Origin of the sequence: Pseudomonas sp. BW16M2 (assembly GCF_014268865.1) — a bacterium.
Taxonomy (GTDB): domain Bacteria; phylum Pseudomonadota; class Gammaproteobacteria; order Pseudomonadales; family Pseudomonadaceae; genus Aquipseudomonas; species Aquipseudomonas peradeniyensis.
In genome coordinates this window covers 43,235-67,098 of record NZ_JABWRI010000034.1, presented here as the reverse complement: position 1 = coordinate 67,098, position 23,864 = coordinate 43,235, and the positions used below count along the sequence as shown (strand labels likewise).

22 protein-coding genes and 1 other RNA gene are annotated in these 23,864 nt (G+C 65.8%); 14 read left to right on the top strand and 9 right to left on the bottom strand.

What is annotated here, in order from left to right:
• Positions 1-421: 421 nt before the first annotated feature.
• From ccoN to HU735_RS23170, 12 genes are all read left to right on the top strand, one after another.
• Entirely contained in the window at positions 422-1,864 is a 1,443-nt protein-coding gene (gene ccoN / locus HU735_RS23225; RefSeq protein ID WP_186715633.1) for a cytochrome-c oxidase, cbb3-type subunit I, read from the top strand.
• Positions 1,864-2,472, top strand: a complete 609-nt coding sequence (gene ccoO, locus HU735_RS23220; RefSeq protein WP_186715631.1) for a cytochrome-c oxidase, cbb3-type subunit II — start codon at positions 1,864-1,866, stop codon at positions 2,470-2,472. The genes ccoN and ccoO overlap by 1 nt, the downstream gene beginning before the upstream one ends.
• A gap of 5 nt (positions 2,473-2,477) precedes the next feature.
• On the top strand, positions 2,478-2,669 hold the full coding sequence (locus tag HU735_RS23215; protein WP_186715629.1) for a cbb3-type cytochrome c oxidase subunit 3: 192 nt from the start codon (positions 2,478-2,480) through the stop codon (positions 2,667-2,669).
• Positions 2,666-3,646, top strand: a complete 981-nt coding sequence (gene ccoP, locus HU735_RS23210; protein ID WP_186715627.1) for a cytochrome-c oxidase, cbb3-type subunit III — start codon at positions 2,666-2,668, stop codon at positions 3,644-3,646. The genes HU735_RS23215 and ccoP overlap by 4 nt, the downstream gene beginning before the upstream one ends.
• A 301-nt stretch (positions 3,647-3,947) precedes the next feature.
• Positions 3,948-5,363 carry a cytochrome c oxidase accessory protein CcoG gene (ccoG, locus tag HU735_RS23205; RefSeq protein ID WP_186715625.1) on the top strand — a complete coding sequence of 472 codons (1,416 nt, stop codon included), beginning with the start codon at positions 3,948-3,950 and terminating at the stop codon, positions 5,361-5,363.
• 15 nt (positions 5,364-5,378) lie between these two features.
• On the top strand, positions 5,379-5,909 hold the full coding sequence (locus tag HU735_RS23200; protein ID WP_186715623.1) for a FixH family protein: 531 nt from the start codon (positions 5,379-5,381) through the stop codon (positions 5,907-5,909).
• 148 nt (positions 5,910-6,057) lie between these two features.
• Positions 6,058-8,529, top strand: coding sequence for a heavy metal translocating P-type ATPase (locus tag HU735_RS23195; protein WP_186715621.1), 2,472 nt, complete (start codon positions 6,058-6,060; stop codon positions 8,527-8,529).
• Complete coding sequence (gene ccoS / locus HU735_RS23190; protein ID WP_050706577.1) at positions 8,511-8,723, top strand: cbb3-type cytochrome oxidase assembly protein CcoS; 213 nt, start codon at positions 8,511-8,513, stop codon at positions 8,721-8,723. Before HU735_RS23195 ends, ccoS begins: the two co-directional genes overlap by 19 nt.
• Entirely contained in the window at positions 8,716-9,399 is a 684-nt protein-coding gene (locus tag HU735_RS23185) for a sulfite exporter TauE/SafE family protein (RefSeq protein WP_186715620.1), read from the top strand. The genes ccoS and HU735_RS23185 overlap by 8 nt, the downstream gene beginning before the upstream one ends.
• 127 nt (positions 9,400-9,526) lie before the next feature.
• Positions 9,527-10,909: an oxygen-independent coproporphyrinogen III oxidase gene (gene hemN, locus HU735_RS23180; protein WP_186715619.1), complete on the top strand. Its 1,383-nt coding sequence runs from the start codon at positions 9,527-9,529 to the stop codon at positions 10,907-10,909.
• Positions 10,910-11,096: 187 nt separating this feature from the next.
• Positions 11,097-11,831 carry a Crp/Fnr family transcriptional regulator FnrA gene (fnrA, locus tag HU735_RS23175; protein ID WP_186715618.1) on the top strand — a complete coding sequence of 245 codons (735 nt, stop codon included), beginning with the start codon at positions 11,097-11,099 and terminating at the stop codon, positions 11,829-11,831.
• A 52-nt stretch (positions 11,832-11,883) separates the two neighbouring features.
• Positions 11,884-12,432 (top strand): adenine phosphoribosyltransferase, encoded by a 549-nt coding sequence (locus tag HU735_RS23170; RefSeq protein WP_038705708.1) that lies wholly within the window; start codon positions 11,884-11,886, stop codon positions 12,430-12,432.
• A gap of 90 nt (positions 12,433-12,522) precedes the next feature.
• Here the strand turns inward: HU735_RS23170 and recR are convergent, their stop codons facing one another.
• The 3 genes from recR to dnaX form a co-directional block, all read right to left on the bottom strand.
• Entirely contained in the window at positions 12,523-13,125 is a 603-nt protein-coding gene (gene recR / locus HU735_RS23165) for a recombination mediator RecR (protein ID WP_028692866.1), read from the bottom strand.
• 88 nt (positions 13,126-13,213) lie between these two features.
• Positions 13,214-13,549, bottom strand: a complete 336-nt coding sequence (locus HU735_RS23160) for a YbaB/EbfC family nucleoid-associated protein (RefSeq protein WP_011533041.1) — start codon at positions 13,547-13,549, stop codon at positions 13,214-13,216.
• A gap of 64 nt (positions 13,550-13,613) precedes the next feature.
• Positions 13,614-15,680: a DNA polymerase III subunit gamma/tau gene (dnaX, locus tag HU735_RS23155; RefSeq protein WP_186715617.1), complete on the bottom strand. Its 2,067-nt coding sequence runs from the start codon at positions 15,678-15,680 to the stop codon at positions 13,614-13,616.
• 131 nt (positions 15,681-15,811) lie between these two features.
• On the opposite strand from dnaX, the gene HU735_RS23150 reads away from it, so the two are divergent.
• On the top strand, positions 15,812-16,618 hold the full coding sequence (locus HU735_RS23150; RefSeq protein ID WP_186715616.1) for an ABC transporter substrate-binding protein: 807 nt from the start codon (positions 15,812-15,814) through the stop codon (positions 16,616-16,618).
• Here HU735_RS23150 and HU735_RS23145 read toward each other — a convergent pair.
• A complete protein-coding gene (locus HU735_RS23145; RefSeq protein ID WP_186715637.1) occupies positions 16,579-17,073 on the bottom strand; it encodes a DUF2938 family protein in 495 nt (164 codons plus the stop codon). The genes HU735_RS23150 and HU735_RS23145 overlap by 40 nt on opposite strands.
• Positions 17,074-17,157: 84 nt before the next feature.
• Between HU735_RS23145 and HU735_RS23140 the strand changes: the two genes are divergently transcribed.
• Positions 17,158-17,562: a helix-turn-helix domain-containing protein gene (locus HU735_RS23140; RefSeq protein WP_186715615.1), complete on the top strand. Its 405-nt coding sequence runs from the start codon at positions 17,158-17,160 to the stop codon at positions 17,560-17,562.
• A 30-nt stretch (positions 17,563-17,592) separates the two neighbouring features.
• On the opposite strand, the gene HU735_RS23135 is transcribed toward HU735_RS23140, so the two are convergent.
• The 5 genes from HU735_RS23135 to zipA all read right to left on the bottom strand — a co-directional run bounded on the left by HU735_RS23135 (position 17,593) and on the right by zipA (position 23,743).
• Positions 17,593-19,542 carry a hypothetical protein gene (locus tag HU735_RS23135; RefSeq protein ID WP_186715635.1) on the bottom strand — a complete coding sequence of 650 codons (1,950 nt, stop codon included), beginning with the start codon at positions 19,540-19,542 and terminating at the stop codon, positions 17,593-17,595.
• Between the two features lie 23 nt (positions 19,543-19,565).
• Entirely contained in the window at positions 19,566-19,961 is a 396-nt protein-coding gene (locus tag HU735_RS23130; protein WP_186715613.1) for a hypothetical protein, read from the bottom strand.
• Positions 19,962-20,124: 163 nt separating this feature from the next.
• Positions 20,125-20,221: signal recognition particle sRNA small type (ffs, locus tag HU735_RS23125), an RNA gene on the bottom strand.
• A 188-nt stretch (positions 20,222-20,409) separates the two neighbouring features.
• A complete protein-coding gene (gene ligA / locus HU735_RS23120; protein ID WP_186715611.1) occupies positions 20,410-22,752 on the bottom strand; it encodes an NAD-dependent DNA ligase LigA in 2,343 nt (780 codons plus the stop codon).
• A 100-nt stretch (positions 22,753-22,852) separates the two neighbouring features.
• Positions 22,853-23,743: a cell division protein ZipA gene (gene zipA / locus HU735_RS23115; protein ID WP_050706588.1), complete on the bottom strand. Its 891-nt coding sequence runs from the start codon at positions 23,741-23,743 to the stop codon at positions 22,853-22,855.
• Between the last annotated feature and the right edge of the window lie 121 nt (positions 23,744-23,864).

The window sequence follows — 23,864 nt, the reverse complement described above, 5'->3', positions numbered from 1 at the left end:
CCCCCCCCCCCCCCCCCCCCACGATTCCCTCCCTCGCCCCTCCCCGCCTTGCACCCCCTCCGAACACAACTAAGCTTGTTGCCACAGTGGCTCCGCTCGCAGCGACCGGAACAGACGTGGTGCACAGCCTGACATCACGCATCGACTCCACGCTCACGAGCCTGCGGCTTTGGGATGACGCCTTGCGTGCCCGTCCCCGATTAAAAAGCTTGACCGAACGATCAGAAAAACATGGAAAACGGTACACATTACAAATATTTATTTGTGTACAATCATCCAGCCCAAGAGCCGCGGGACGGCGGTGAAAAGGGTCTGGACACGGGTCGGCGCAGGTTTCCTTGCGTTGCCATAACCCTGGTGGTTATCGATACTGGCGCCGATTTACCAACCAACAAGAACACCCAAACCGTGGAACCTTAGAATGAGCACTGCAATCAGTCCGACTGCTTATAACTATAAGGTCGTCCGCCAGTTCGCCATCATGACGGTGGTCTGGGGGATCCTTGGCATGGGGCTCGGCGTCTTCATCGCCTCGCAACTGGTATGGCCCCAGCTCAACCTGGACCTGCCATGGACGAGCTTCGGCCGCCTGCGCCCACTGCACACTAACCTGGTGATCTTCGCCTTCGGTGGCTGTGCCCTGTTCGGCACCAGCTACTACGTGGTGCAGCGCACCTGCCAGACCCGGCTGATCTCCGACAGCATGGCCGCCTTCACCTTCTGGGGTTGGCAGGCGGTGATCGTCGGCGCGCTGATCACCCTGCCGATGGGCTTCACCACCACCAAGGAATACGCCGAGCTCGAGTGGCCGCTGGCGATCCTGCTGGCCATCGTCTGGGTCACCTACGCCCTGGTGTTCTTCGGCACCATCGTCAAGCGCAAGACCAAGCACATCTATGTCGGCAACTGGTTCTACGGCGCGTTCATCGTGGTTACCGCGATGCTGCACATCGTCAACCACATCTCCCTGCCGGTGAGCCTGTTCAAGTCCTACTCGGCCTACGCTGGCGCCACCGACGCGATGATCCAGTGGTGGTACGGGCACAACGCCGTGGGCTTCTTCCTCACCACCGGCTTCCTCGGGATGATGTACTACTTCGTGCCCAAGCAGGCCGAACGCCCGATCTACTCCTATCGCCTGTCGATCGTGCACTTCTGGGCGCTGATCACCCTGTACATCTGGGCAGGCCCGCACCACCTGCACTACACCGCGCTGCCGGACTGGGCGCAGTCGCTGGGCATGGTGATGTCGATCATCCTCCTGGCACCGAGCTGGGGCGGCATGATCAACGGCATGATGACCCTCTCGGGCGCCTGGCATAAGTTGCGCACCGACCCGATCCTGCGCTTCCTGGTCGTCTCGCTGGCGTTCTACGGCATGTCCACCTTCGAAGGCCCGATGATGGCCATCAAGACGGTCAACTCGCTGTCGCACTACACCGACTGGACCATCGGCCACGTCCACGCCGGCGCCCTCGGCTGGGTGGCGATGATCTCGATCGGCGCGGTCTACCACATGATCCCGAAACTCTACGGCCGCGATCAGATGCACAGCGTCGGCCTGATCAACGCGCACTTCTGGCTGGCCACCATCGGCACCGTGCTGTACATCGCCTCGATGTGGGTCAACGGCATCACCCAGGGCCTGATGTGGCGCGCCATCAACGACGACGGCACCCTCACCTACTCCTTCGTCGAAGCCCTGCAGGCCAGCCACCCGGGCTTCATCGTCCGCGCCCTGGGCGGTGCGTTCTTCGCCTCCGGCATGCTGCTGATGGCCTACAACGTGTTCCGTACCGTGCGCGCCGCCAACCCGGTTCAGGCTGAGGAAGCCGCCAAGATCGTCGTCGTGGGAGCCCACTGATGAAGCATGAAGCAGTCGAGAAGAATATCGGCCTGATGGCCTTCTTCATGGTCATCGCCGTCAGCGTCGGTGGCCTCACGCAGATCGTCCCGCTGTTCTTCCAGGACGTCACCAACAAGCCGGTCGAGGGCATGAAGCCGCGTACCGCGCTGGAGCTCGAAGGCCGCGACATCTACATCCGCGAAGGCTGCGTGGGCTGCCACTCGCAGATGATCCGGCCGTTCCGCGCCGAGACCGAACGCTATGGCCACTACTCGGTGGCCGGCGAAAGCGTGTGGGACCACCCGTTCCTGTGGGGCTCCAAGCGCACCGGCCCGGACCTGGCCCGGGTCGGCGGCCGCTACTCGGACGACTGGCACCGCGCCCACCTGTACAACCCGCGCAACGTGGTACCGGAATCGAAGATGCCGTCGTACCCGTGGCTGGTGGAAAACAAGCTCGACGGCAAGGACACCGCCAAGAAGATGGAAGTGCTGCGCACCCTGGGCACGCCGTACACCGACGAAGACATCGCCGGCGCCCGCGACGCGGTCAAGGGCAAGACCGAGATGGACGCCATCGTCGCGTACCTGCAAGGCCTTGGCACCCTCATCAAAAGCAAACGGTGACGCTGATGGATATCGGGATGATTCGCGGCCTGGGCACCGTCGTGGTGCTGGTGGCCTTCGTGGGCCTGGCGCTGTGGGTGTTCAGCCCGCGGCGCAAGCAGGAATTCGACGAAGCGACGCAACTGCCGTTCGCGGACGATCCAGACGCCACCCGGCACGTCGAGCAAGCAAAAGCTTCTAGGAGCAAACAACAATGACAACCTTCTGGAGTCTGTACGTCACCGTCCTGACCCTGGGCACCATCTTCGCCTTGACCTGGCTGCTGCTGTCGACCCGCAAGGGCCAGCGCGAGGAAATCACCGACGAAGTCGTCGGCCACGCCTTCGACGGCATCGAGGAGTACGACAACCCGCTGCCGAAATGGTGGTTCTGGCTGTTCGTCGGCACCGTGGTCTTCGCCCTCGGCTACCTGGTGCTGTACCCGGGCCTGGGCAACTGGAAAGGCATCCTGCCGGGCTACGCCTACGTCGACAACGACAAGAAGACCGAGTTCTCCAACGGCCAGGCCGGCTGGACTGGCGTGCACGAGTGGGAAAAGGAAATGGCCAAGGCCGACGCCCGTTTCGGGCCGATCTTCGCCAAGTTCGCCGCCATGCCGCTGGAGGATGTGGCCAAGGATCCGCAGGCCCTGAAGATGGGCGCGCGCCTGTTCGCCTCCAACTGCTCGGTGTGCCACGGCTCCGACGCCCGCGGCGCCTACGGCTTCCCCAACCTGACCGACAACGACTGGCGCTGGGGCGGTGAGCCGGAGACCATCAAGACCACCATCATGAACGGTCGCCACGGCGTGATGCCGGGCTGGGCCACGGTGATCGGCGAGCAGGGCGTGGCGGATGTGGCGGCCTTTGTGCTGACCAACCTGGACGGGCGCAAGCTGCCCGAGGACGCCAAGGCCGACCCGGCCAAGGGCCAGCAGATCTTCGCCACCAACTGCGTGGCCTGCCACGGGCCTGAAGGCAAGGGCACCCCGGCCATGGGCGCGCCGAACCTGACCCATCCGCAGGCGTTCATCTACGGTTCGAGCTTCGCCCAGCTGCAGCAGACCATCCGCTATGGCCGCCAGGGTCAGATGCCAGCCCAGGCGCAGATGCAGGGCAACGACAAGGTCCACCTGCTGGCGGCCTACGTCTACAGCCTGTCGCATCAGGAGCAGCAGGCACCAAAGACCGAGTGACAGGTTGAACCGTGGGAGCGGGCTGGCCCCGCGATGGCGTCGTCAGCTTCGCGACCATCGCGGGGCCAGCCCGCTCCCACAGTTGTTTCAGCGGGACCAAAACGAACCACGACTGACCTGGATCAATTGACAGCTGCCATATCACGATTCCCATCGACAACCCAACGCGACGAAGTGTCGCAGCGCGCCCCAGGCATGCCATCTCAGGCGTATCATGGGCCGCAGAGCGCTAGCAGAACGCGCGAGACTGCGGCCGGCACGCACTGGCCGCGGCATTTCTCCACTGCCGTGGGACTTGATGATGAGCAAGCAAATTCCGGTACATGACGTCACCCCGCCTGCCAGCAAAGGGAAGGATTCCGTCGACCTCTACGCCTCGCGCGAAAAAATCTACACCCGCGCCTTCACCGGCATCTTCCGCAGGCTGCGGATGGTCGGTGGCGCTGTACTGTTCCTGCTGTACTTCGGTACCGTCTGGCTGAACTGGGGTGGCCACCAGGCCGTCTGGTGGAACCTGCCCGAGCGCAAGTTCTACATCTTCGGTGCCACCATCTGGCCCCAGGACTTCATCCTGCTCTCGGGCATCCTGATCGTCGCCGCCTTTGGCCTGTTCTTCATCACCGTGTACGCCGGCCGGGTCTGGTGCGGCTACACCTGCCCGCAGAGCGTGTGGACCTGGGTGTTCATGTGGTGCGAGAAAGTCACCGAAGGCGACCGCAACCAGCGCATGAAGCTGGACAAGGCGCCCATGAGCGCCAACAAGTTCCTGCGCAAGCTGGCCAAGCACAGCCTGTGGCTGCTGATCGGCTTCGTCACCGGCATGACCTTCGTCGGCTACTTCGCGCCGATCCGCGAACTGGCCATCGAGTTCTTTACCGGCCAGGCCGATGGCTGGGCCTACTTCTGGGTCGGCTTCTTCACCCTGGCCACCTATGGTAACGCCGGCTGGCTGCGCGAACAGGTGTGCATCTACATGTGCCCGTATGCGCGCTTCCAGAGCGTGATGTTCGACAAGGACACCCTGATCGTCTCCTACGATCCGCGCCGCGGCGAGACCCGCGGCCCACGCAAGAAGGACATCGACTACAAGGCCAAGGGCCTGGGCGACTGCATCGACTGCACCATGTGCGTGCAGGTCTGCCCCACCGGCATCGACATCCGTGACGGCCTGCAGATCGAGTGCATCGGCTGCGCCGCCTGCATCGATGCCTGCGACAGCATCATGGACAAGATGAACTACCCCAAGGGCCTGATCAGCTACACCACCGAGCACAACCTGTCCGGGCAGAAGACCCACATGCTGCGCCCGCGTCTGATCAGCTACGCCCTGGTGCTGCTGGTGATGATCGGCGCCCTGGTCACCGCCTTCGCCACCCGCTCGCTGATCGGCTTCGACGTGGCCAAGGACCGCGTGCTGTACCGCGAGAACGCCCAGGGCCGGATCGAGAACGTCTACAGCCTGAAGGTGATGAACAAGGATCAGCGCGACCATGTCTACGTGCTCGATGCCGCCGGCCTGCCCGACCTCAAGCTCGAAGGCCAGCGCGAGATCCGCGTGGCCGCTGGCGACATCATCAACCTGCCGGTGCAGTTGTCGGTTGCCCCGGAACAGCTGCCCTCGACCACCAACGAAGTCACCTTCATCCTCAAGGACGCCGACGACAGCGCCAGCCAGGTTGAAGCCAAGAGCCGTTTCATCGGCCCACAGATCCGCTGAGAGAGAAGACGAACAATGCCTGCCGCCACCGCCGCCAGCCCCTGGTACAAGCACCTCTGGCCCTGGATCATCATCGGTATCCTGGCCACCTCGGTGTGCCTGAGCCTGACCATGGTCAGCATCGCCGTGCGCAACCCGGACAACCTGGTCAACGACAACTACTACGAGGCCGGCAAGGGCATCAACCGCTCGCTGGACCGCGAACTGCTGGCCCAGACCCTCAACCTCAAGGCCAGCGTGCACCTGGACGAGCTGACCGGCGAGGTGGAGGTGCGCCTGACCGGCAACAGCGACCCGCAGACGCTGGAACTGAACCTGATCTCGCCGACCCAGCCGGACAAGGACCGCAAGGTGCCGCTGACCCGTACCGAGCAAGGCCGCTATGTCGGCCAGCTCGACGACAAGGTCCAGGGGCGGCGCTTCGTCGAGCTGCTGGGCAGCCAGGATGAGCATGTGTGGCGACTGTTCGAGGAGGAGAAGGTCGAGCATGGGGTGACCTTGCAGCTGGGGGACGAGGCGTTGCAAGGTGCCGAGCACCAGCAATGAATCGCCGCACCGCTGGGGGCGCCTTGCGCCCCTTTCGCGACACAAGGCCGCTCCCACAGGGGCATGCGATTCCCTGTGGGAGCGGCCTTGTGTCGCGAAAGGGCTGCAAAGCAGCCCCGACAATCTCAAAATACAAGACTGCACCAAGATGACCCAACCCACCCCCTGCTACCACTGCGCCCTGCCCGTCCCCGCCGGCAGCCGCTTCACCGCCGTGGTCCTCGGCGAGCCGCGACAGTTCTGCTGCCCCGGTTGCCAGGCAGTGGCCGAGTCCATCGTCGCCGGTGGCCTGGAGCACTACTACCAGCACCGCAGCGACACCAGCGCCAACCCCGAGGCCCTGCCCCGCCAGCTCCAGGATGAACTGGCGCTGTACGACCGCAGCGACGTGCAGCAGTCCTTCGTGCGCCATGCCGGCGAACTGGCCGAAACCATCCTGATGGTCGAGGGCATCAGCTGCGCCGCCTGCGGCTGGCTGATCGAGAAGCACCTGCGCAACCTGCCCGGCGTCGACGACGCCCGCTTGAACCTGTCCAACCACCGCCTGCTGGTCAGTTGGGACGACCAGCAACTGCCACTGTCCAGACTGCTGGCCGAGCTGCGCCAGATCGGCTACGCCGCCCACCCCTACCAGCCCGACCAGGCTGCCGAACAGCTGGCCCGGGAAAACCGCAGCGCCCTGCGCCGCCTGGGCGTGGCCGGGCTGCTGTGGTTCCAGGCGATGATGGCGACCATGGCCACCTGGCCGGAATTCAACATCGACCTGTCGCCCGAGCTGCACACCATCCTGCGCTGGGTCGCGCTGTTCCTCACCACCCCCATCGTGTTCTACAGCTGCGCGCCGTTCTTCAAGGGCGCGGCTCGCGACCTGCGCACCCGCCACCTGACCATGGACGTCTCGGTGTCGCTGGCCATCGCCCTGGCCTACTGCGCCGGGATCTGGACGGCGATCACCGGCAGTGGCGAGCTGTACTTCGACACCGTCGGCATGTTCGCCCTGTTCCTGCTCACCGGCCGCTACCTCGAACGCCGCGCCCGCGAGCGCACCGCAGCGGCCACCGCGCAGCTGGTCAACCTGTTGCCGGCCTCGTGCCTGCGCCTGGACGCCAACGGCCAGGGCGAGCGCATCCTGCTTGGCGAACTGCAGTGCGGCGACCGGGTGCAGGTGCTGCCCGGCGCGGTGATCCCGGCCGACGGGCTGATCCTCGACGGCCGCTCCAGCGTCGACGAATCGCTGTTGACCGGCGAGTACCTGCCCCTGGCACGCCGTGTCGGCGACCGGGTGACCGGCGGCACCCTCAACGTCGAGAGCACCCTCACCGTCGAAGTCCAGGCCCTGGGCCAGGACTCGCGGCTGTCGGCCATCGTCCGCCTGCTGGAGCGCGCCCAGTCGGAAAAACCGCGCCTGGCGGAAATCGCCGACCGCGCCTCGCAGTGGTTCCTGCTGTTCACCCTGGTGGCCGCCGCCGTGATCGGCGTGGTCTGGTGGCAACTGGATGCGCCCCGGGCGTTCTGGATCGTCCTGGCCATGCTGGTCGCCACCTGCCCCTGCGCCCTGTCGCTGGCCACGCCGACCGCCCTCACCGCGGCCACCGGCAGCCTGCACAAGCTCGGCCTGCTGATCACCCGCGGTCATGTGCTGGAGGGGATGAACCAGATCGACACGGTGATCTTCGACAAGACCGGCACCCTCACCGAAGGCCGCCTGGCCCTGCGCAGCGTGCGCCCGCTGGGCCGGCTGGACGGCGACCAATGCCTGGCGCTGGCCGCCGCCCTGGAAAACCGCTCCGAGCATCCCATCGCCCGCGCTTTCGGCCGCACCGCCCAGGCCGCCGAAAGCGTCAGCAGCATGCCGGGGCTGGGCCTGGAAGGCGAGTTGGCCGGCCAGCGCCTACGCATCGGCCAGGCCGCCTTCGTCTGCGCCCTCAGCGGCGCCGAAGTGCCCGCCGTGCCGGAGCCACGCGGGCAATGGCTGCTGCTGGGTGACCGCCAAGGCCCGCTGGCCTGGTTCGGGCTGGACGACCGCCTGCGCGACGACGCCCAGGACCTGGTGACCGCCTGCAAGGCCAGGGGCTGGCAAACGCTGCTGCTGTCCGGCGACAGCTCGCCGATGGTCGCCGAAGTGGCCGCGCAACTGGGCATCGACCAGGCCGTCGGCGGCCTGCGCCCGGATGACAAGCTCGCCCGCCTCAAGGCCCTGCAAGGCGAGGGCCGCAAGGTGCTGATGCTCGGCGACGGCGTCAACGACGTGCCGGTGCTGGCCGCCGCCGACATCAGCATCGCCATGGGCAGCGCCACCGACCTTGCCAAGACCAGCGCCGACGCGGTGCTGCTGTCCAACCGCCTGCAGGCGCTGGTGCAGGCCTTCGACCTGGCCCGCCGGACCCGCCGCAACATTGTCGAGAACCTGCTCTGGGCGACGCTGTACAATGGCCTCATGCTGCCGTTCGCCGCGCTCGGCTGGATCACCCCGGTGTGGGCGGCGATCGGCATGTCGGTCAGTTCGCTGATCGTGGTGCTCAACGCCCTGCGCCTGACCCGGCTGCCCGCCGATGCGGCGCCGGCCGCGCGCGAGCCGGCGTCGCTCGAAAGGAAACCGCTATGCCCGCCCTCTACGTGATGATCCCCGCCGCCCTGCTGTTGGTCGGCGTCGCCGTGTACATCTTCTTCTGGGCGGTGGACAGCGGCCAGTACGACGACCTCGAAGGCCCGGCCCACAGCATCCTGTTCGATGACCAGGACCCGCGCCACCAGGCTGCCGTGAAGCCCGGGGACGAACAGCCCGACGACAAGGACCCCGCGCCACGTGCCTGAACTGATTCCGCTCCTGGGCTCGGCGCTGGTCCTGGGCCTGCTCGGCGGCGGCCACTGCCTGGGCATGTGCGGCGGCCTGATGGGCGCCCTGACCCTGGCCATCCCACCCGAGCAGCGCGGTCGACGCCTGCGCCTGCTGCTGGCCTACAACCTCGGGCGCATCCTCAGCTATGCCGCCGCCGGCCTGCTGCTGGGTCTTGCCGGCGTGGCGCTGGCCAGCAGCCCATTGGCCATCGGCTTGCGCGTCATCGCGGCGCTGCTGCTGATCTCCATGGGCATGTACCTGGCCGGCTGGTGGAGCGGCCTGACCCGTATCGAAGCGCTTGGCCGCGGCCTGTGGCGCCATGTACAACCCGTTGCCACCCGCCTGTTGCCGGTGTCCAGCCTGCCTCGCGCCCTGCTGCTGGGCGCCCTGTGGGGCTGGCTGCCGTGCGGGCTGGTGTACAGCACACTGCTGTGGGCGGCGAGCCAGGGCGATGCGCTGCACAGCGCGGCGCTGATGCTGGCGTTTGGCGTCGGCACCTGGCCGGTGCTGCTGGCCACGGGGCTCGCGGCGGAGCGCGTCGGCGCCCTGTTGCGCAAGCGCAGTGTGCGCGTGGCTGGCGGATTGCTCGTGATCCTGTTTGGTCTGTGGACATTGCCAGGGCCGCATCAACACTGGTTGATGGGACACTGATCGCGGGACAAGCCCGCTCCACGCCAGCCCCGCGACGGTCGCCAACTCACCTTGATACAAATCAACACGACTTCTTACATCCGCCCCTAGACTCCGGACACTGCAGCTCTATCCGGGGACCACCCACATGCTCGACGACCTACGCTGGGACGCCGACCTGATTCGTCGCTACGATCTGGCCGGGCCACGCTACACCTCCTATCCGACCGCCGTGCAACTGCACGGCGAAGTGGGCTCGTTCGACCTGCTTCACGCCCTGCGCGAAAGCCGCCGCGCCACGCGCCCGCTGTCGCTGTACGTGCACGTGCCGTTCTGCGCCAACATCTGCTACTACTGCGCCTGCAACAAGGTCATCACCAAGGACCGTGGCCGCGCCGCGCCCTACCTGCAGCGCCTGGAGCAGGAGATCCAGCTGATCGCCTGCCACCTCGACCCGAAACAGGTGGTCGAGCAGCTGCACTTCGGCGGCGGCACGCCGACCTTCCTCAGCCATGTGGAACTGCGCCAGCTGATGGCCACCCTGCGCCAGCACTTCCACCTGCTGGACGACGACTCCGGCGACTACGGCATCGAGATCGACCCGCGCGAGGCCGACTGGTCGACCATGGGCCTGCTCCGTGAGCTGGGCTTCAACCGCGTCAGCCTCGGCGTGCAGGACCTCGATCCGGCCGTGCAGCGCGCGGTCAACCGCCTGCAGAGCCTGGAGCAGACTCGCACCCTGATCGAGGCGGCGCGCACCCTGCAGTTCCGTTCGATCAACCTCGACCTGATCTACGGCCTGCCCAAGCAGACCCCGGAAGGTTTCGCCCGCACTGTCGAGGAGGTGATCCGCCTGCAGCCCGACCGTCTGTCGGTATTCAACTACGCACACCTGCCCGAGCGCTTCATGCCCCAGCGGCGCATCGACAGCGCCGACCTGCCGGCGCCGGCGGCCAAGCTGGAAATGCTCCACGCCACCATCGACCAGCTGACCGCAGCGGGCTATCGCTACATTGGCATGGACCACTTCGCCCTGCCCGACGACGAGCTGGCCATCGCCCAGGAAGAAGGCACCCTGCAGCGCAACTTCCAGGGCTACACCACCCATGGCCACTGCGACCTGATCGGCCTGGGCGTGTCGGCGATCAGCCAGATCGGCGACCTGTACTGCCAGAACAGCAGCGACCTCACCACCTACCAGGACACCCTCTCCACCGCCCAACTGGCGACCCAGCGTGGCCTTTTGTGCAACCAGGACGACCGCCTGCGCCGGGCGGTGATCCAGCAACTGATCTGCCACTTCGAACTGGATTTCGAGGCGTTCGAGCAAGCCTTCACCATCGATTTTCGTGGCTACTTCAAGGAGCTGTGGCCACAGCTGCAAGCCATGCAGCGCGACGGCCTGATCAGCCTGGACAGCAAAGGCATCCGTATCCTGCCGGCCGGCCGCCTGCTGGCGCGCTCGGTGTGCATGGTATTCGACGCCTACCTCGCGCAGCAGAATCGCCAGCGTTTCTCCCGGGTGATCTGAGGCGATTGAGGCGTTTCACCGCATGGACAGCCCGCCTTTCGAGGCACACTATGGACAGTTGAACGGTGGCGGAACACCCCTTCCGCACCGCCGCTAGCGTGCACCAAAAATGCGCACACTGGCCTACAGCCCATGCCGCAGGTTATCCTTACGGCTTATGTGTGCTTTCCCACAAGGATCGAAAGAAATGTCCGAGCCAGTAAAACTGCGCCCACACAACCAGGCCCACTGCAAGGATTGCAGCCTGGCCCCCCTGTGCCTGCCCCTGTCCCTGAACCTGGAGGACATGGATGCACTGGATGAAATCGTCAAACGCGGCCGCCCGTTGAAGAAAGGCGAGTTCCTGTTCCGCCAGGGTGACAATTTCGGCTCGGTCTATGCGGTCCGCTCTGGCGCCCTGAAAACCTTCAGCCTCAGCGATGCCGGCGAAGAGCAGATCACCGGCTTCCACCTGCCCAGCGAGCTGGTCGGCCTGTCGGGCATGGACACCGAGGCCTACCCGGTGTCGGCCCAGGCCCAGGAAACCACCTCGGTGTGCGAGATCCCCTTCGAACGCCTCGACGAACTGTCGGTGCAGCTGCCGCAGCTGCGCCGCCAGCTGATGCGGGTGATGAGCCGCGAGATCCGCGACGACCAGCAGATGATGCTGCTGCTGTCGAAGAAGACCGCCGACGAGCGCATCGCCACCTTCCTGGTCAACCTGTCGGCGCGCTTCCGCGCTCGCGGTTACTCGGCCAACCAGTTCCGTCTGAGCATGTCGCGCAACGAGATCGGCAACTACCTGGGCCTGGCGGTGGAAACCGTGTCGCGGGTATTCACCCGCTTCCAGCAGAATGGCCTGCTCAAGGCCGAGGGCAAGGAAGTGCACATCCTCGACCCGATCCAGCTGTGCGCGCTGGCCGGTGGTGCGCTCGAAGTCTGATCGCCTTGTGAACAGGGTATACTGGCGCCGAGTTTTTCCAGGATACCCGCCCATGCACAGCGACACCTTCGACCTCAAAGCCCTGATCCGCCCGGTAGTGGACTTCCCCAAGCCGGGCGTGATCTTCCGCGACATCACCCCGCTGTTCCAGTCGCCGCGCGGGCTGCGCTATGTCGCCGACCAGTTCATCGAGCGCTATGTCGAGGCCGAGTTCAGCCATATCGGCGCCATGGACGCGCGGGGCTTCCTGATCGGCTCGATCATCGCCCACCAGCTAAACAAGCCGCTGATCCTGTTCCGCAAGCAGGGCAAGCTGCCGGCCGACGTGTTGAGCGAGGGTTACCAGACCGAGTACGGCGAAGCCTTCCTGGAAGTGCACGCCGACAGCCTCTGTGACGGCGACTCGGTCTTGATCTTCGATGACCTGATCGCCACCGGCGGCACCCTGCTGGCCGCGGCCAACCTTGTGCGCCGCACCGGCGCCCAGGTGTTCGAGGCGGCGGCGATCATCGACCTGCCGGAGCTGGAAGGTTCGCGCCGCCTGCAGGCGGCCGGGGTGCCGACCTTCTGCCTGACCGAGTTTTCCCTGAGCGAGTACTGAGTTCGCGTCCAGAATGATCGCGGGGCAAGCCCGCTCCCACGCAGGCAACCTGCGTGGGAGCGGGCTTGCCCCGCGATGCTTTACATGGACCTACAGCGAAATCGGCCTGCGCCCCGCGAAAGCATGGGCCAGCGTCCCGCCATCCACCAGCTCCAGCTCCCCGCCCAACGGCACGCCATGGGCGATGCGCGTGGCGGCCAGGCCCTTCTCGGCCAGCAGCTGGGCGATGTAGTGGGCAGTCGCCTCCCCCTCCACCGTGGGGTTGGTGGCCAGGATCACCTCGCTGAAGGTGCCCTGCTCCTCGATCCGCGCCATCAGCTGCGGAATACCGATAGCCTCAGGCCCCAGGCCATCGAGCGGCGACAAGTGCCCCTTGAGCACGAAGTAGCGGCCGCGATAGCCGGTCTGCTCCACCGCGTACACATCCATCGGCCCCTCCACCACGCACAGCTGGCTGTCGTCGCGGCGCGGGTCGGCGCACTGCGGACACAGCTCCTGCTCGGTCAGGGTCCGGCACTGGCGGCAGTGGCCGACGCCTTCCATGGCCTGGCTCAGGGCCTGGGCCAGGCGCGTGCCGCCGCTGCGGTCGCGCTCAAGCAACTGCAGGGCCATGCGTTGGGCGGTTTTCTGACCGACGCCGGGCAGGATGCGCAGGGCGTCGATCAGTTGGCGGATCAGGGGGCTGAAGCTCATCTAGGCAGGCCTGTCAGTCGGTAAACAGAACGAAGAAGGGAGCAACGACCGCTTGGCCGTTGCTCCCCATTGTGCAGCGTGAGCCGGATCAGAACGGCATCTTGAAACCAGGCGGCAGCTGCATGCCGGCGGTCATGCTGCCCATCTTGTCCTGGCTGTTCTGCTCGATCTTGCGCACGGCGTCGTTCAGCGCGGCGGCGATCAGGTCCTCGAGCACTTCCTTGTCGTCGGCGTCGGTCGACATCAGGCTCTGGTCGATGCTGACGCGCTTGACGTCATGGCGACCGGTCATCACCACGCTGACCAGGCCGCCGCCGGACTGGCCGGTGACTTCCGCGTTGGCCAGCTCTTCCTGCATCTTCTGCATCTTTTCCTGCATCTGCTGGGCCTGCTTCATCAGGCCGGCCATGCCACCTTTCATCATGGGGGTATACCTCGATTGGGTCATGTGATGCGGCCCCGCACAGGCGGGCCACATGGTTATCCGTTCATTGGCCCTGGCTGGCCAGGGCGTCTACAGGCTCAATAGTATCCTGCCTGACCGTCGCGCCGAACTGCCGGATCATCTGCTGGATGAGCGGATCCTGCTCGATCGACACCACGGCGTCATGCTGGCGCTCGGCCCGCTTACGCGAGGCGGCCTGGGCCGGGGTTTCCTGCTCGGGGCGGATCAGCTCGATCTTCAGGCGGATCTCGCGACCCAGCTGCTGGTTGAGCGCGTCGTTCAGCCGGCGCTGCTGCGTCGAGTTGAACAACGCGCCCTGCCCCGGGTCCAGGTGCAACAGCCAGTCATCGCCATCGGCGGCGATCAGCGTACAGTTTGCGGCGATGTTGCCTGTCATACCGGAGACAGGCAACTGTGGGAATAATTCCAGCCATTGCAGGGCCAGACCGGTCGCGGGCATGGCCGCCGGCAGTGGCTCTGGCGCCTGGGCGGGCGCCTCTTCCTGCACGTGCTCGGCTAACTCATCCAGATAGCTGAAGCCGGCCGGGTCGCTGTCGGGCGCGTAGTAGTCCTCGTCCGCCGGCGGCTCGTCGTCGCGCTCCATGCCCGCCGGGCTATAGGCCGACGGATCGAACGGCGGCTCGTCGTAGTCTGGCTGCGGGTTGGCGGCTTCGACCGCAGGTGCAGGCTCGGGCGGCTGCTCGGGGGCAACCGGCGCTGGCGCGGCAACGGGCTCCTCCCACGGCAGGTCGATGACCTCCTCGACGGGCTGCGGCTCAGGCTCGGGCTCTGGCTCCGATTGCGCTGCCTCGACAACCTCGGCAACGACCGGCACTTCGACGACTGGCGGCTCGGGCTGTACGGGTGGCTCAGCCACGGGCACCGGCGCGACCGCTTCAGCGACAGGGCTGGCGGCAACGGGCGGCGCCACGGCAACAGCCGCCGCTGCCACCGGTTGGGCCGGATCAGCTGTGGCCTGGCTGATCCCCACCGACTTTAGTACCGGCTTCGGCGCATCATCGGTGTCAGCCGGACGGAACGCCAGCATGCGCAACAGGACCATTTCGAAGCCGCCACGCGGGTCCGGCGCCAACGGCAGGTCGCGACGACCGATCAGGCCCATCTGATAATAGAACTGCACATCCTCGGCCGGCAGGGCCTGGGCTAGCGCCAGCACGCGCTCACGGTCGCCCTGGCCGTTGTCGACCGCCTCGGGCAGCGCCTGGGCGATGGCCACCCGGTGCAGCACATTGAGCATTTCCGACAGCACGCCGTTCCAGTCCGGCCCTTGCTCGGCCAGGTCGCGCACCGCCTCCAGCAGCGCCCGGGCATCACCTTCGAGCAAGGCCTGCAGCACACCGTACACCTGGCCATGGTCGAGCGTGCCGAGCATCGCCCGCACATCGGCGGCCAGCACCTTGCCCTCGCCAAAGGCGATGGCCTGGTCGGTCAGGCTCATGGCGTCGCGCATCGAGCCATCGGCGGCGCGACCGAGCAGCCACAGGGCGTCTTCCTCGAACGGCACGTTCTCGGCGCCCAGCACATGGGTCAGGTGCTCGACCACCCGCTCCGGGCTCATGTTCTTCAGCGAGAACTGCAGGCAGCGCGACAGGATGGTCGCCGGCAGCTTCTGCGGGTCGGTGGTGGCAAGGATGAACTTGACGTAGGGCGGCGGCTCTTCCAACGTCTTCAACAAGGCGTTGAACGAGTGGGTGGAGAGCATGTGCACTTCGTCGATCAGGTAGACCTTGAAGCGCCCGCGGCTCGGCGCGTACTGCACGTTGTCGAGCAGCTCGCGGGTGTCCTCGACCTTGGTGCGGCTGGCGGCGTCGATCTCGATCAGGTCGACGAAACGGCCTTCGTCGATCTCCCGGCACACCGAACAGGTGCCGCACGGGGTAGAGGTGATGCCGGTCTCGCAGTTCAGGCACTTGGCGATGATCCGCGCGATGGTGGTCTTGCCCACGCCCCGGGTACCGGTGAACAGGTAGGCGTGGTGCAGGCGCTGGTTGTCCAGGGCGTTGATCAAAGCCTTGAGCACATGGGTCTGGCCGACCATTTCGCGGAACGAGCGCGGACGCCATTTACGTGCAAGAACCTGATAACTCATCAAAAAACCATCGTGACCGGAGCGGGCGGAAAGAGCGCTAATGCTAGCGGAGCGGGGCCGAAATTGCACCCTGCCGATCTCGTCTAAGCTCAGTAACGGGCACACCGGCGGCGGATCAGGGAGGATGAGGCGTGCGGCGAGTCCTGGCCATCCTGTTGCTGTGGACCACCCACGGCCTGGCGCAACCGCCAGTGCTGCGCTTTTCCGTCGCCGAAAGTTGGAGCATGCCGTTGATGCGCACCGAGGACCAGCAACCGGTGGAAGGCATCCTTTTCGAGCTGATGCAGGCCATTGCCCGGGAGACCGACGCCCGCCCGCAATACCACGTGATGGCCCGCCTGCGCCTGCAGGAGGCGATGCAGGCCGGTGAAATCGATGTGCGCTGCTATGTCTCCACCCAGTGGCTGACCGACCGGCCGGGCGACTACCTGTGGAGCATCCCTATCATCGAACAGCGCGACCTGCTGATCGGCCGCCCCGGCGACAGCGGCCCCACCCGCCCGGAAGCACTGCCGCCCCAGGCCATCGGCACCGTGCTCGGCTACACCTACCCCACCCTGGAACCCCTGTTCAGCCAGGGCCGCCTGCAGCGCGAGGACAGCCGCAACCAGCTGCTGGCCCTGCAGAAGCTCCAGGCCGGACGCTTTCGCCACGCGATCAGCAACCAGCTGTCATTGCAGTGGTACAACCGCTCCCTGCCGCCGGGGCAACGCCTGCAGGCCTTGGCCGTGCTGGAAGAGCAAGCGCTGGGCTGCATGGTGCGCAACGATCCCCAACTACCGACCCAAGGTGTGCTCAGGGCGCTGGTGCGAATCAAGCAGTCCGGAGAGATGCAGCGAATTGTCGAGCGGTATACCGATGATCGCCAGACCCGCCAGTTCGCCGATGACGAAGGGCCTCAAATACCTGCGGCCACGACACCCAGCGCCGCCAGGTAGAGGCCGATCCCGAACACGCAATGCGTCACCAGGCTGCGCAGACAGCTCTTCAAGGGCGATGGCGTATTCGCAGCGAAGTACCCTGCACCCAATGCCGGCTGCACCACCACCAGCGGCACCAGCACCGAGACCACCCCGAACAGCAACGCGGGCCACAGGACCGGCCCCTGCAACCACCCCTCCCCGGCAATAGCCACCAGCAGCGCCGCAAACACCAGCCCCGTGGCGTAATGGAGCAACCAGCCCCACGCCAGCTCCCCCCTGACCGGCGCAGCCTTGCCGATCGCCACATGCCGCCAGCGCCCCGCGAACAGATGGCCCGCCCAGCGCCCGACCATCGCGTAGTTCAGGGTGGTGACGCCCAGGCGCCTGAGCAGCAGGGTCCACAGGTCCATGACCAGGGTGGCACCGATGCCGATAAGCAAAATGGAAAACGCGAGAGAAGACACGCTCATGACGAAAGCCCTTGGCAGATTGACGGAAAGGTCGATGCCGAGCAGCATGCAAGTTGAAGTCAACTTCAAGTCAAGGGAGTCGCGATGGACATTGCCGATGTCGCCAGGCGCACCGGAGTGCCGGCGTCGACATTGCGTTACTACGCGAACAAGGGCCTGCTCACATCACTCGCCGGCCATGGCCAGCGCCGGCAATTTCCGGCGGATACGCCAGAACGCCTGGCCCTGATCGCCCTGGGCCAGGCGGCGGGCTTTTCGCTGGACGAAGTGGCGGCGATGCTGGACGAGCAACGGGTCGACCGAACGCTGCTGCTGGCCAAGGCCGATGAGATCGAGCAGAGAATCAAGCGCCTGCAGGCAATGAGCAAAGGGTTGCGGCATGCGGCAGTGTGCCCCGAGGAGAACCACCTGCAATGCCCGACCTTCCAGCGATTGATGCAGGTGTCAGCCAGCAAGGGCAAGCGTGGGAGTCGCCCTGCCCCGCGATAAGGCCCGCCAGGCCAGCGCACGACAGCGGGCTCAGTAGCCGTGCAACTCGCGGAACGGCTGGCCCTTGTGGTAGTTGATCCACTCTTCCACGTCATAGGGCAGGTACAGCTGCCGACGCGCCCGCGACAGGGCGATGTATACCGCGCAGATCCGCGCATCGAAGGCGTAGGCGTCCTTGAAGCGCTGGGTGGTCATCAGTTCCGGCGTCAACAGCACCTGGTCGAACTCCAGGCCACCGGCTTCCTCGGCCATCAACAGCGTGAGGCTGGCGGGCTGCGCGGCGACGCGCGCGTCCAGCCCGGTCAGGTCAGCAAGTTTGAAACCCGCCTCCAGCCGCGCCTCGACCCACTGGAACGCAGCATCGAAGCGCTCGGACTCGCGCACCTGCTGCCAGTCGAGCAGGTGCGCGAAGTACCCATGCGGCCCTTCGGCGTCCTGCCCCGGCGCATAGAACGCCGCCCTGAACAGGCCAATCGCGGTAACCATGAACCTCCGCATGTCCGGCCAGTCGGGGAAGTTCAGCAGGCAGTTGGACCCGGCCATCTCCATCGCCCAGCGCATCGTGTCCCAGCGCGAGGCGGTCAGCACCACGCAGCCCTCGGGCGGGACAAACCCTTCGGGGAAGTGCTCAATGCCGACATCGACATGCCGCGCCGCCTCGAACGCGACCTTGGACTTCTTCGAGTGCACACCGATCAACGGGTTGATCAGGCGCTCCACCTTGGGCCCGGAGCGCACAGCGAAGGCCATGTCCTTCTGCCGTACCTGACGCTCGCGCCTGACCACCTCGCCGGTGGCCTTCTGGTATTCGTCGCCCAGGGTGATCAGCACCTGGCGGCCACGCTCGATGACCTGCAACAGCGAGGCCGGCACATCCTGGCTCTCGTCAATGATCACGTGGCTGAAACGCCCGGGCACGCTGCAACCGCCCAGGCTGGCACGCTTGAGCAGCAGCAACGCCTCGAACCCGGTCTGCGCGCCCCAGGTCGGCTGCGCCTCCAGGTAACGCCACAGGCGGCTGGCATACTCGAGCAGCACCTGGGCATCGAGGCCGGACAGCGCCTGGCGAAAATGCGGCAGGTGGCGGTTGGACAGGCTGTAGTCCCGCGACTCGCAATAGTTGCGCAGCACTTCCAGGCAGATATCCAGGGCGTGCTCGGCGTCGTAGTGGCGCAGCCCGACGATCCCAAGCTCTTCGGCCAGCCGGCGCTTGCCAGGACCGCGCTGCGCCGTCCGGGCGGGAACCGGCCGGGTATCCTTGAGCAGGGCCCGGGCGAACTGGCCGAAGGTCATGCCGACCTTGGCCTGGGCATCCAGACCCATGCGTCGACGCAGGGTACCGAGCTTGGCCGGCGTGCGCGCCAGGGCCAGCACCCGGCCACGGGGCAGGCATTCCATCAGCGCGCCGAGCAGGTAGCTCTTGCCGATCCCGGCATAGCCCTGCACATGGATATCCTCGTCGAGGTTGGCCTGGATGACCTTGAGCAGCTTGTCCTGCTCGACGGTCAGCCAGCGCTCGCTGTCGAAGCCGGTGGTCACCCGCTGGCTGAACGGGTTGTCACTGCGATGCAGGCGAATGCGGTAGTCGAAATCCCACTTGCCGTCCGCCAGCAGGTACTCCCGCGCCTGCACCTGTTCGGCATCGAGCAGGCGCAGCTTGGAGCCCTTGATCACCTCGAGGCCGAAATAGAGCTTGCGCGCATCGAACAGCCGACGGGCCTCGGACAGCAAGTCCACGCCAGGCGAGTGCCTGCCATCGACCGCCCACGCCAACAGCTTGCCCAGCACCTTTTCCGCCGCCCGCGCATCGACCTGGCCCTGTGCCTGGGCCAGGTTCTGGATCACCAGCACGGCCGCCAGCTCCGGCTCGCCCAGTGCGTCGAGCGCAGGCGTGCCCTCGGCCTGCAGCAAGGCCTGGCACACCTCTGCGCTGACCGGCAGGTACACCGGATGGGAAAAGTCGAAGTGCTCGGGCTGCATGTCGGTACGGGTCCGGGGATCACTCAAGGTTTGTCGGATTCAGCGGCCCGCCCCACCACCAGCTCAAAGCGGTAGGCCCCCAACGACCCGGCCATGTCGCCGGGATAGCTGACACCCGCCTGCGCTGCGTCGAGTACGCCATCGAGCTCATGCAGGGCCAGTTCCAGCAGCTTGCGCAAGTCACGCACCGAGTGCGCCGACACCTGCACCTGCAGCTCGAAGGCCGCCGCGTCAGCCGTCACTGCCACCGGCACGACCGCTGCATCGAGGATGCGCTCATGTTCTTCCTCCATCTGGTCGAGCACCTGCGACAACTCCAGCACGCGCTCGGGATTGGCGGCCATCTGGTCCTTGATTTCCAGGCGGCGCAGCTGCCACTCGCGGATCTTCTGGCGGGTGAGGTCGTCGACATGTTCCACGGTCGCTATCTCCTGGCCGAATGGGCCAACACGATGGGATGCATGATAAGGCGCTGCGCGGGATCGTGCAGGCGGAAAACGGTGCGAGGGTGTAAAGAAACGCGTCTGATGGGCGACGCCTGACAGGTACGCCGGAAAATCCCTGCGCCCAGAATGGAGGCGGCCCCACCAGCCACACCCCGGCACTCGATGTTCCCGCTATGGCTGCTCCCTTCCGGGCCTGACCAGGTTAACGGGTAATCAATGCGGGGGGACCGATGGGGCCACCACGACGGCTCGTCAGCTGACGAGCCGCGCCATTGTACAGCGCCGGGGCGAAGTTACAACCTCTGAACGTGAAAAAACCATCATTTCTCAAGGACTTGTGGAAAATCTATCGCTGGGCAAGCCCACTCCCACGTACGATCACCCGTGGGAGCGGGCTTGCCCCGCGATAAGACCTGCGGGGTCAGACGCTGATACCACGCTCCGCCAGGAAGCCCACGAACGCCTCCTCGTCCATCACTGCAACACCCAGCTCAGCGGCCTTGGCCAGCTTGGAGCCGGCGCCGGGGCCGGCGACCACGCAGTGGGTCTTGCCCGACACGGAACCCGCCACCTTGGCCCCCAGGCTTTCCAGCTTCTCCTTGGCGATATCGCGGCTCATGCGTTCCAGGGTGCCGGTCAGCACCCAGGTCTGCCCGGCCAACGGCAAGCCCTCGGCGGACTTCTTCTCGCACGACCAGTGCATGCCGAATTCCAGCAACTGGGCCTCGATATCACGGGCCAATTTTTGATTGGTCGCCACCTGGAAGAATGCACGCACAGCATCAGCCTGTTTGGCGTTGACCGCTTGGCGCAGAGCGATGAGGTCAGCTTCGAAGATTTTTTCAAGACTTCCAATCTTAGCGACCAGTTTCTCTGCCCCTGTCGGTCCGACCGAAGGGATATCGAGTTTGGCGATCATTCCCGCAAATGTTGCACTTGCAGCAAACTCGGCAGCCAACTCACCCTGATCCTGGAGCTCCATACCACTTTCAAGTAGCTGCTTGATCACACCCTGGTTGTGCTTGTCCTCAAAGAAGTTGTGAATCTCGTGGGCGACTTCCAGGCCGATGTCGGGCAGATAGGTCAGCACCTGCGGCAACGCCACCTGCACCCGCGCCAGGCTACCCAGGGAGCGGGCCAGGACCTTGGCGGTCTCCTCGCCGACATCGGGAATACCCAGCGCATAGATGAAGCGCGCCAGGCTCGGGCGCTTGCTCGCCGCGATGGCGGCCAGCAGCTTGTTGCTCGACACCTCGGCAAAGCCTTCCAGCGCCACCACCTGGTCGAAGGTCAGGTGATAGAGATCGGCCGGCGAGCGGATCAGGTTCTCGTCGACCAGTTGCTCGACGCTCTTCTCGCCCAGGCCGTCGATGTCCATGGCCCGGCGCGACACGTAGTGGATAATCGCCTGCTTGAGCTGGGCGGCGCAGCTCAGGCGCCCCACGCAGCGGTACACCGCGCCTTCGCTGGTGGTTTCCTTGCCCTTGCTGCGCTTGACCAGCTGGGTGCGCTCGACCTGGGAGCCGCACACCGGGCACTGCGTGGGCACCTCGACCGGCCGGGCGTCCTGTGGACGGCGGTCGAGCACCACCTGCATCACCTGCGGGATCACATCGCCGGCGCGGCGAATGATCACCGTGTCGCCGATGCGCAGGCCCAGCCGGGCGATCTCGTCCATGTTGTGCAGGGTGGCGTTGGACACGGTCACGCCGGCCACCTTGACCGGCTTGAGCCGCGCCACTGGAGTCACGGCGCCGGTGCGCCCGACCTGGAACTCGACGTCGAGCACCTCGGTGAGCTCTTCCATGGCCGGGAACTTGTGGGCGATCGCCCAGCGCGGCTCGCGGGCGCGGAAGCCCAGCTCACGCTGGGAGGCCAGGCTGTTGACCTTGAACACCACGCCATCGATCTCATAGGGCAAGCCGTTGCGGCGGGCGCCGATATCGCGGTAGTAGGCCAGGCACTCATCGATACCGGCGGCATGGCGCAGCTCGCGGCTGATCGGCAACCCCCAGGTCTTGAGCTTCTCGAGGATGCCGATATGGCTGTCGCCAAAGGCTTCGGACACCTGGCCGACGCCATAGCAGCAGAACTCCAGCGGGCGGCTGGCGGTGATCTTCGAGTCCAGCTGGCGCAGACTGCCGGCCGCGGCGTTGCGCGGGTTGGCGAAGGTCTTGCCGCCGGTTTCGGCCTGGGCGGCGTTGAGCCGGTCGAAGCCGGCCTTGCTCATGTACACCTCGCCGCGCACCTCCAGCACCGCCGGCCAGCCCTCGCCCTGCAGCTTGAGCGGGATGTTGCGCACGGTGCGCACGTTGGCGCTGATGTCCTCGCCAGTGGTGCCGTCGCCGCGGGTGGCGCCCTGCACCAGTTGGCCATTACGGTACAGCAGGCTTACCGCCAGGCCGTCGAGCTTCGGCTCGCAGCTGTAGTCCACCGCCGCCTGTTCGCCGCCCAGCAGATCCAGGCCCTCCACCACGCGGCGACCGAAATCGCGCAGGTCGTCTTCCTCGAAGGCGTTGCCCAGGCTGAGCATGGGCACTTCGTGACGGACCTGGCTGAACGCCGCCAACGCCGTGCCACCGACGCGCTGGGTCGGCGAGTCCGGGGTCACCAGGTGCGGGTGCTCGGCCTCCAGTGCCTTGAGCTCATTGAACAGGCGGTCGTATTCGGCATCGGGCACGCTGGGTTCGTCGAGCACGTAGTAGCGGTAGTTGTGCTGGTCGAGTTCGGCGCGCAGGGCATGGATTCGGGATTCGGCGTTCATGGGTCGTCTTCTCTTGCAAAGCAAAAGAGCAGCCCCTGGCTGCTCTTTTGCTTGAATCATCGCGGCGCGGATCGAGGCTGGATCCGCCCGCTCGTACACATCAGCGTTTCTGGGTCAGGGCGCGGCGCTCGAACTCGACGATGCGCTGGCGGTAGTGCTCGATGGTCTGGGCGGTGAGCACGCTGCGCTGGTCGTCCTTGAGTTCACCGTTGAGCTCATGGGCCAGCTTGCGGGCGGCGGCCACCATCACGTCGAAGGCCTGCTTGGGATGACGCGGGCCAGGCAGACCGAGGAAGAAGCTCACCGCACGGGTGCTGAAGTGGTCGATGTCGTCCAGGTCGAACACGCCGGGCTTGACCGCGTTGGCCATGGAGAACAGCACTTCGCCGTGACCGGCCATGCTCTCGTGACGGTGGAAGATGTCCATCTCGCCGAAGCGCAGGCCGCTTTCGAGTATGTTCTGCAGCAGTGCCGGGCCCTTGAAGCCACCCTCGTCACGGGAAATGACGCTGATCACCAGCACTTCCTCGGCCGGAGGCAGCTCCTTGGCCGGCGTGCTCGGCGCGGTGAAACCGTTGGCGCGGGTGTTGTCGGCGGCGAAATCGTCGTCGCCACCCTCGAACAGATCGGGCTCGCGGGGCTCGGCGGCCAGGTTCAGGTCACCCTGCTGCGGCTCGCTGTGGTTGCGCTTGCCGCGCTTGGCCTTGGCCGGCTTGGGTTCGCGCTCGCGCTCCCGTTCGCGCGCAGGGGCGCTCACCGACGGCAGGTCGGACTCGTCCAGCTCGGGTTCTTTGTGGGTTTCCAGCACACGCGCAGGGCCGAGCACCTCGGCGCTGCCGCTGTCATCGTCCGGGGCGTTGGCGTAGCTACGGTCCAGACGGAACTTCAACTTGCCCTTGCCGCCGCGCATGCGGCGCCAGCCGTCGAAAAGAATACCGGCGATGACAATGATGCCGATGACGATCAGCCACTCGCGCAGACCGATTTCCATGTAATCCCGTGCCTCTATAAAAAATATGCTTGAAAACAAAGGCTTCAAAGGCCTTTAACACGTGGCGCCAACTCTATGTTCTGACAGGCGTTTTACCCACGCAAAAAACAAGTGACATTAA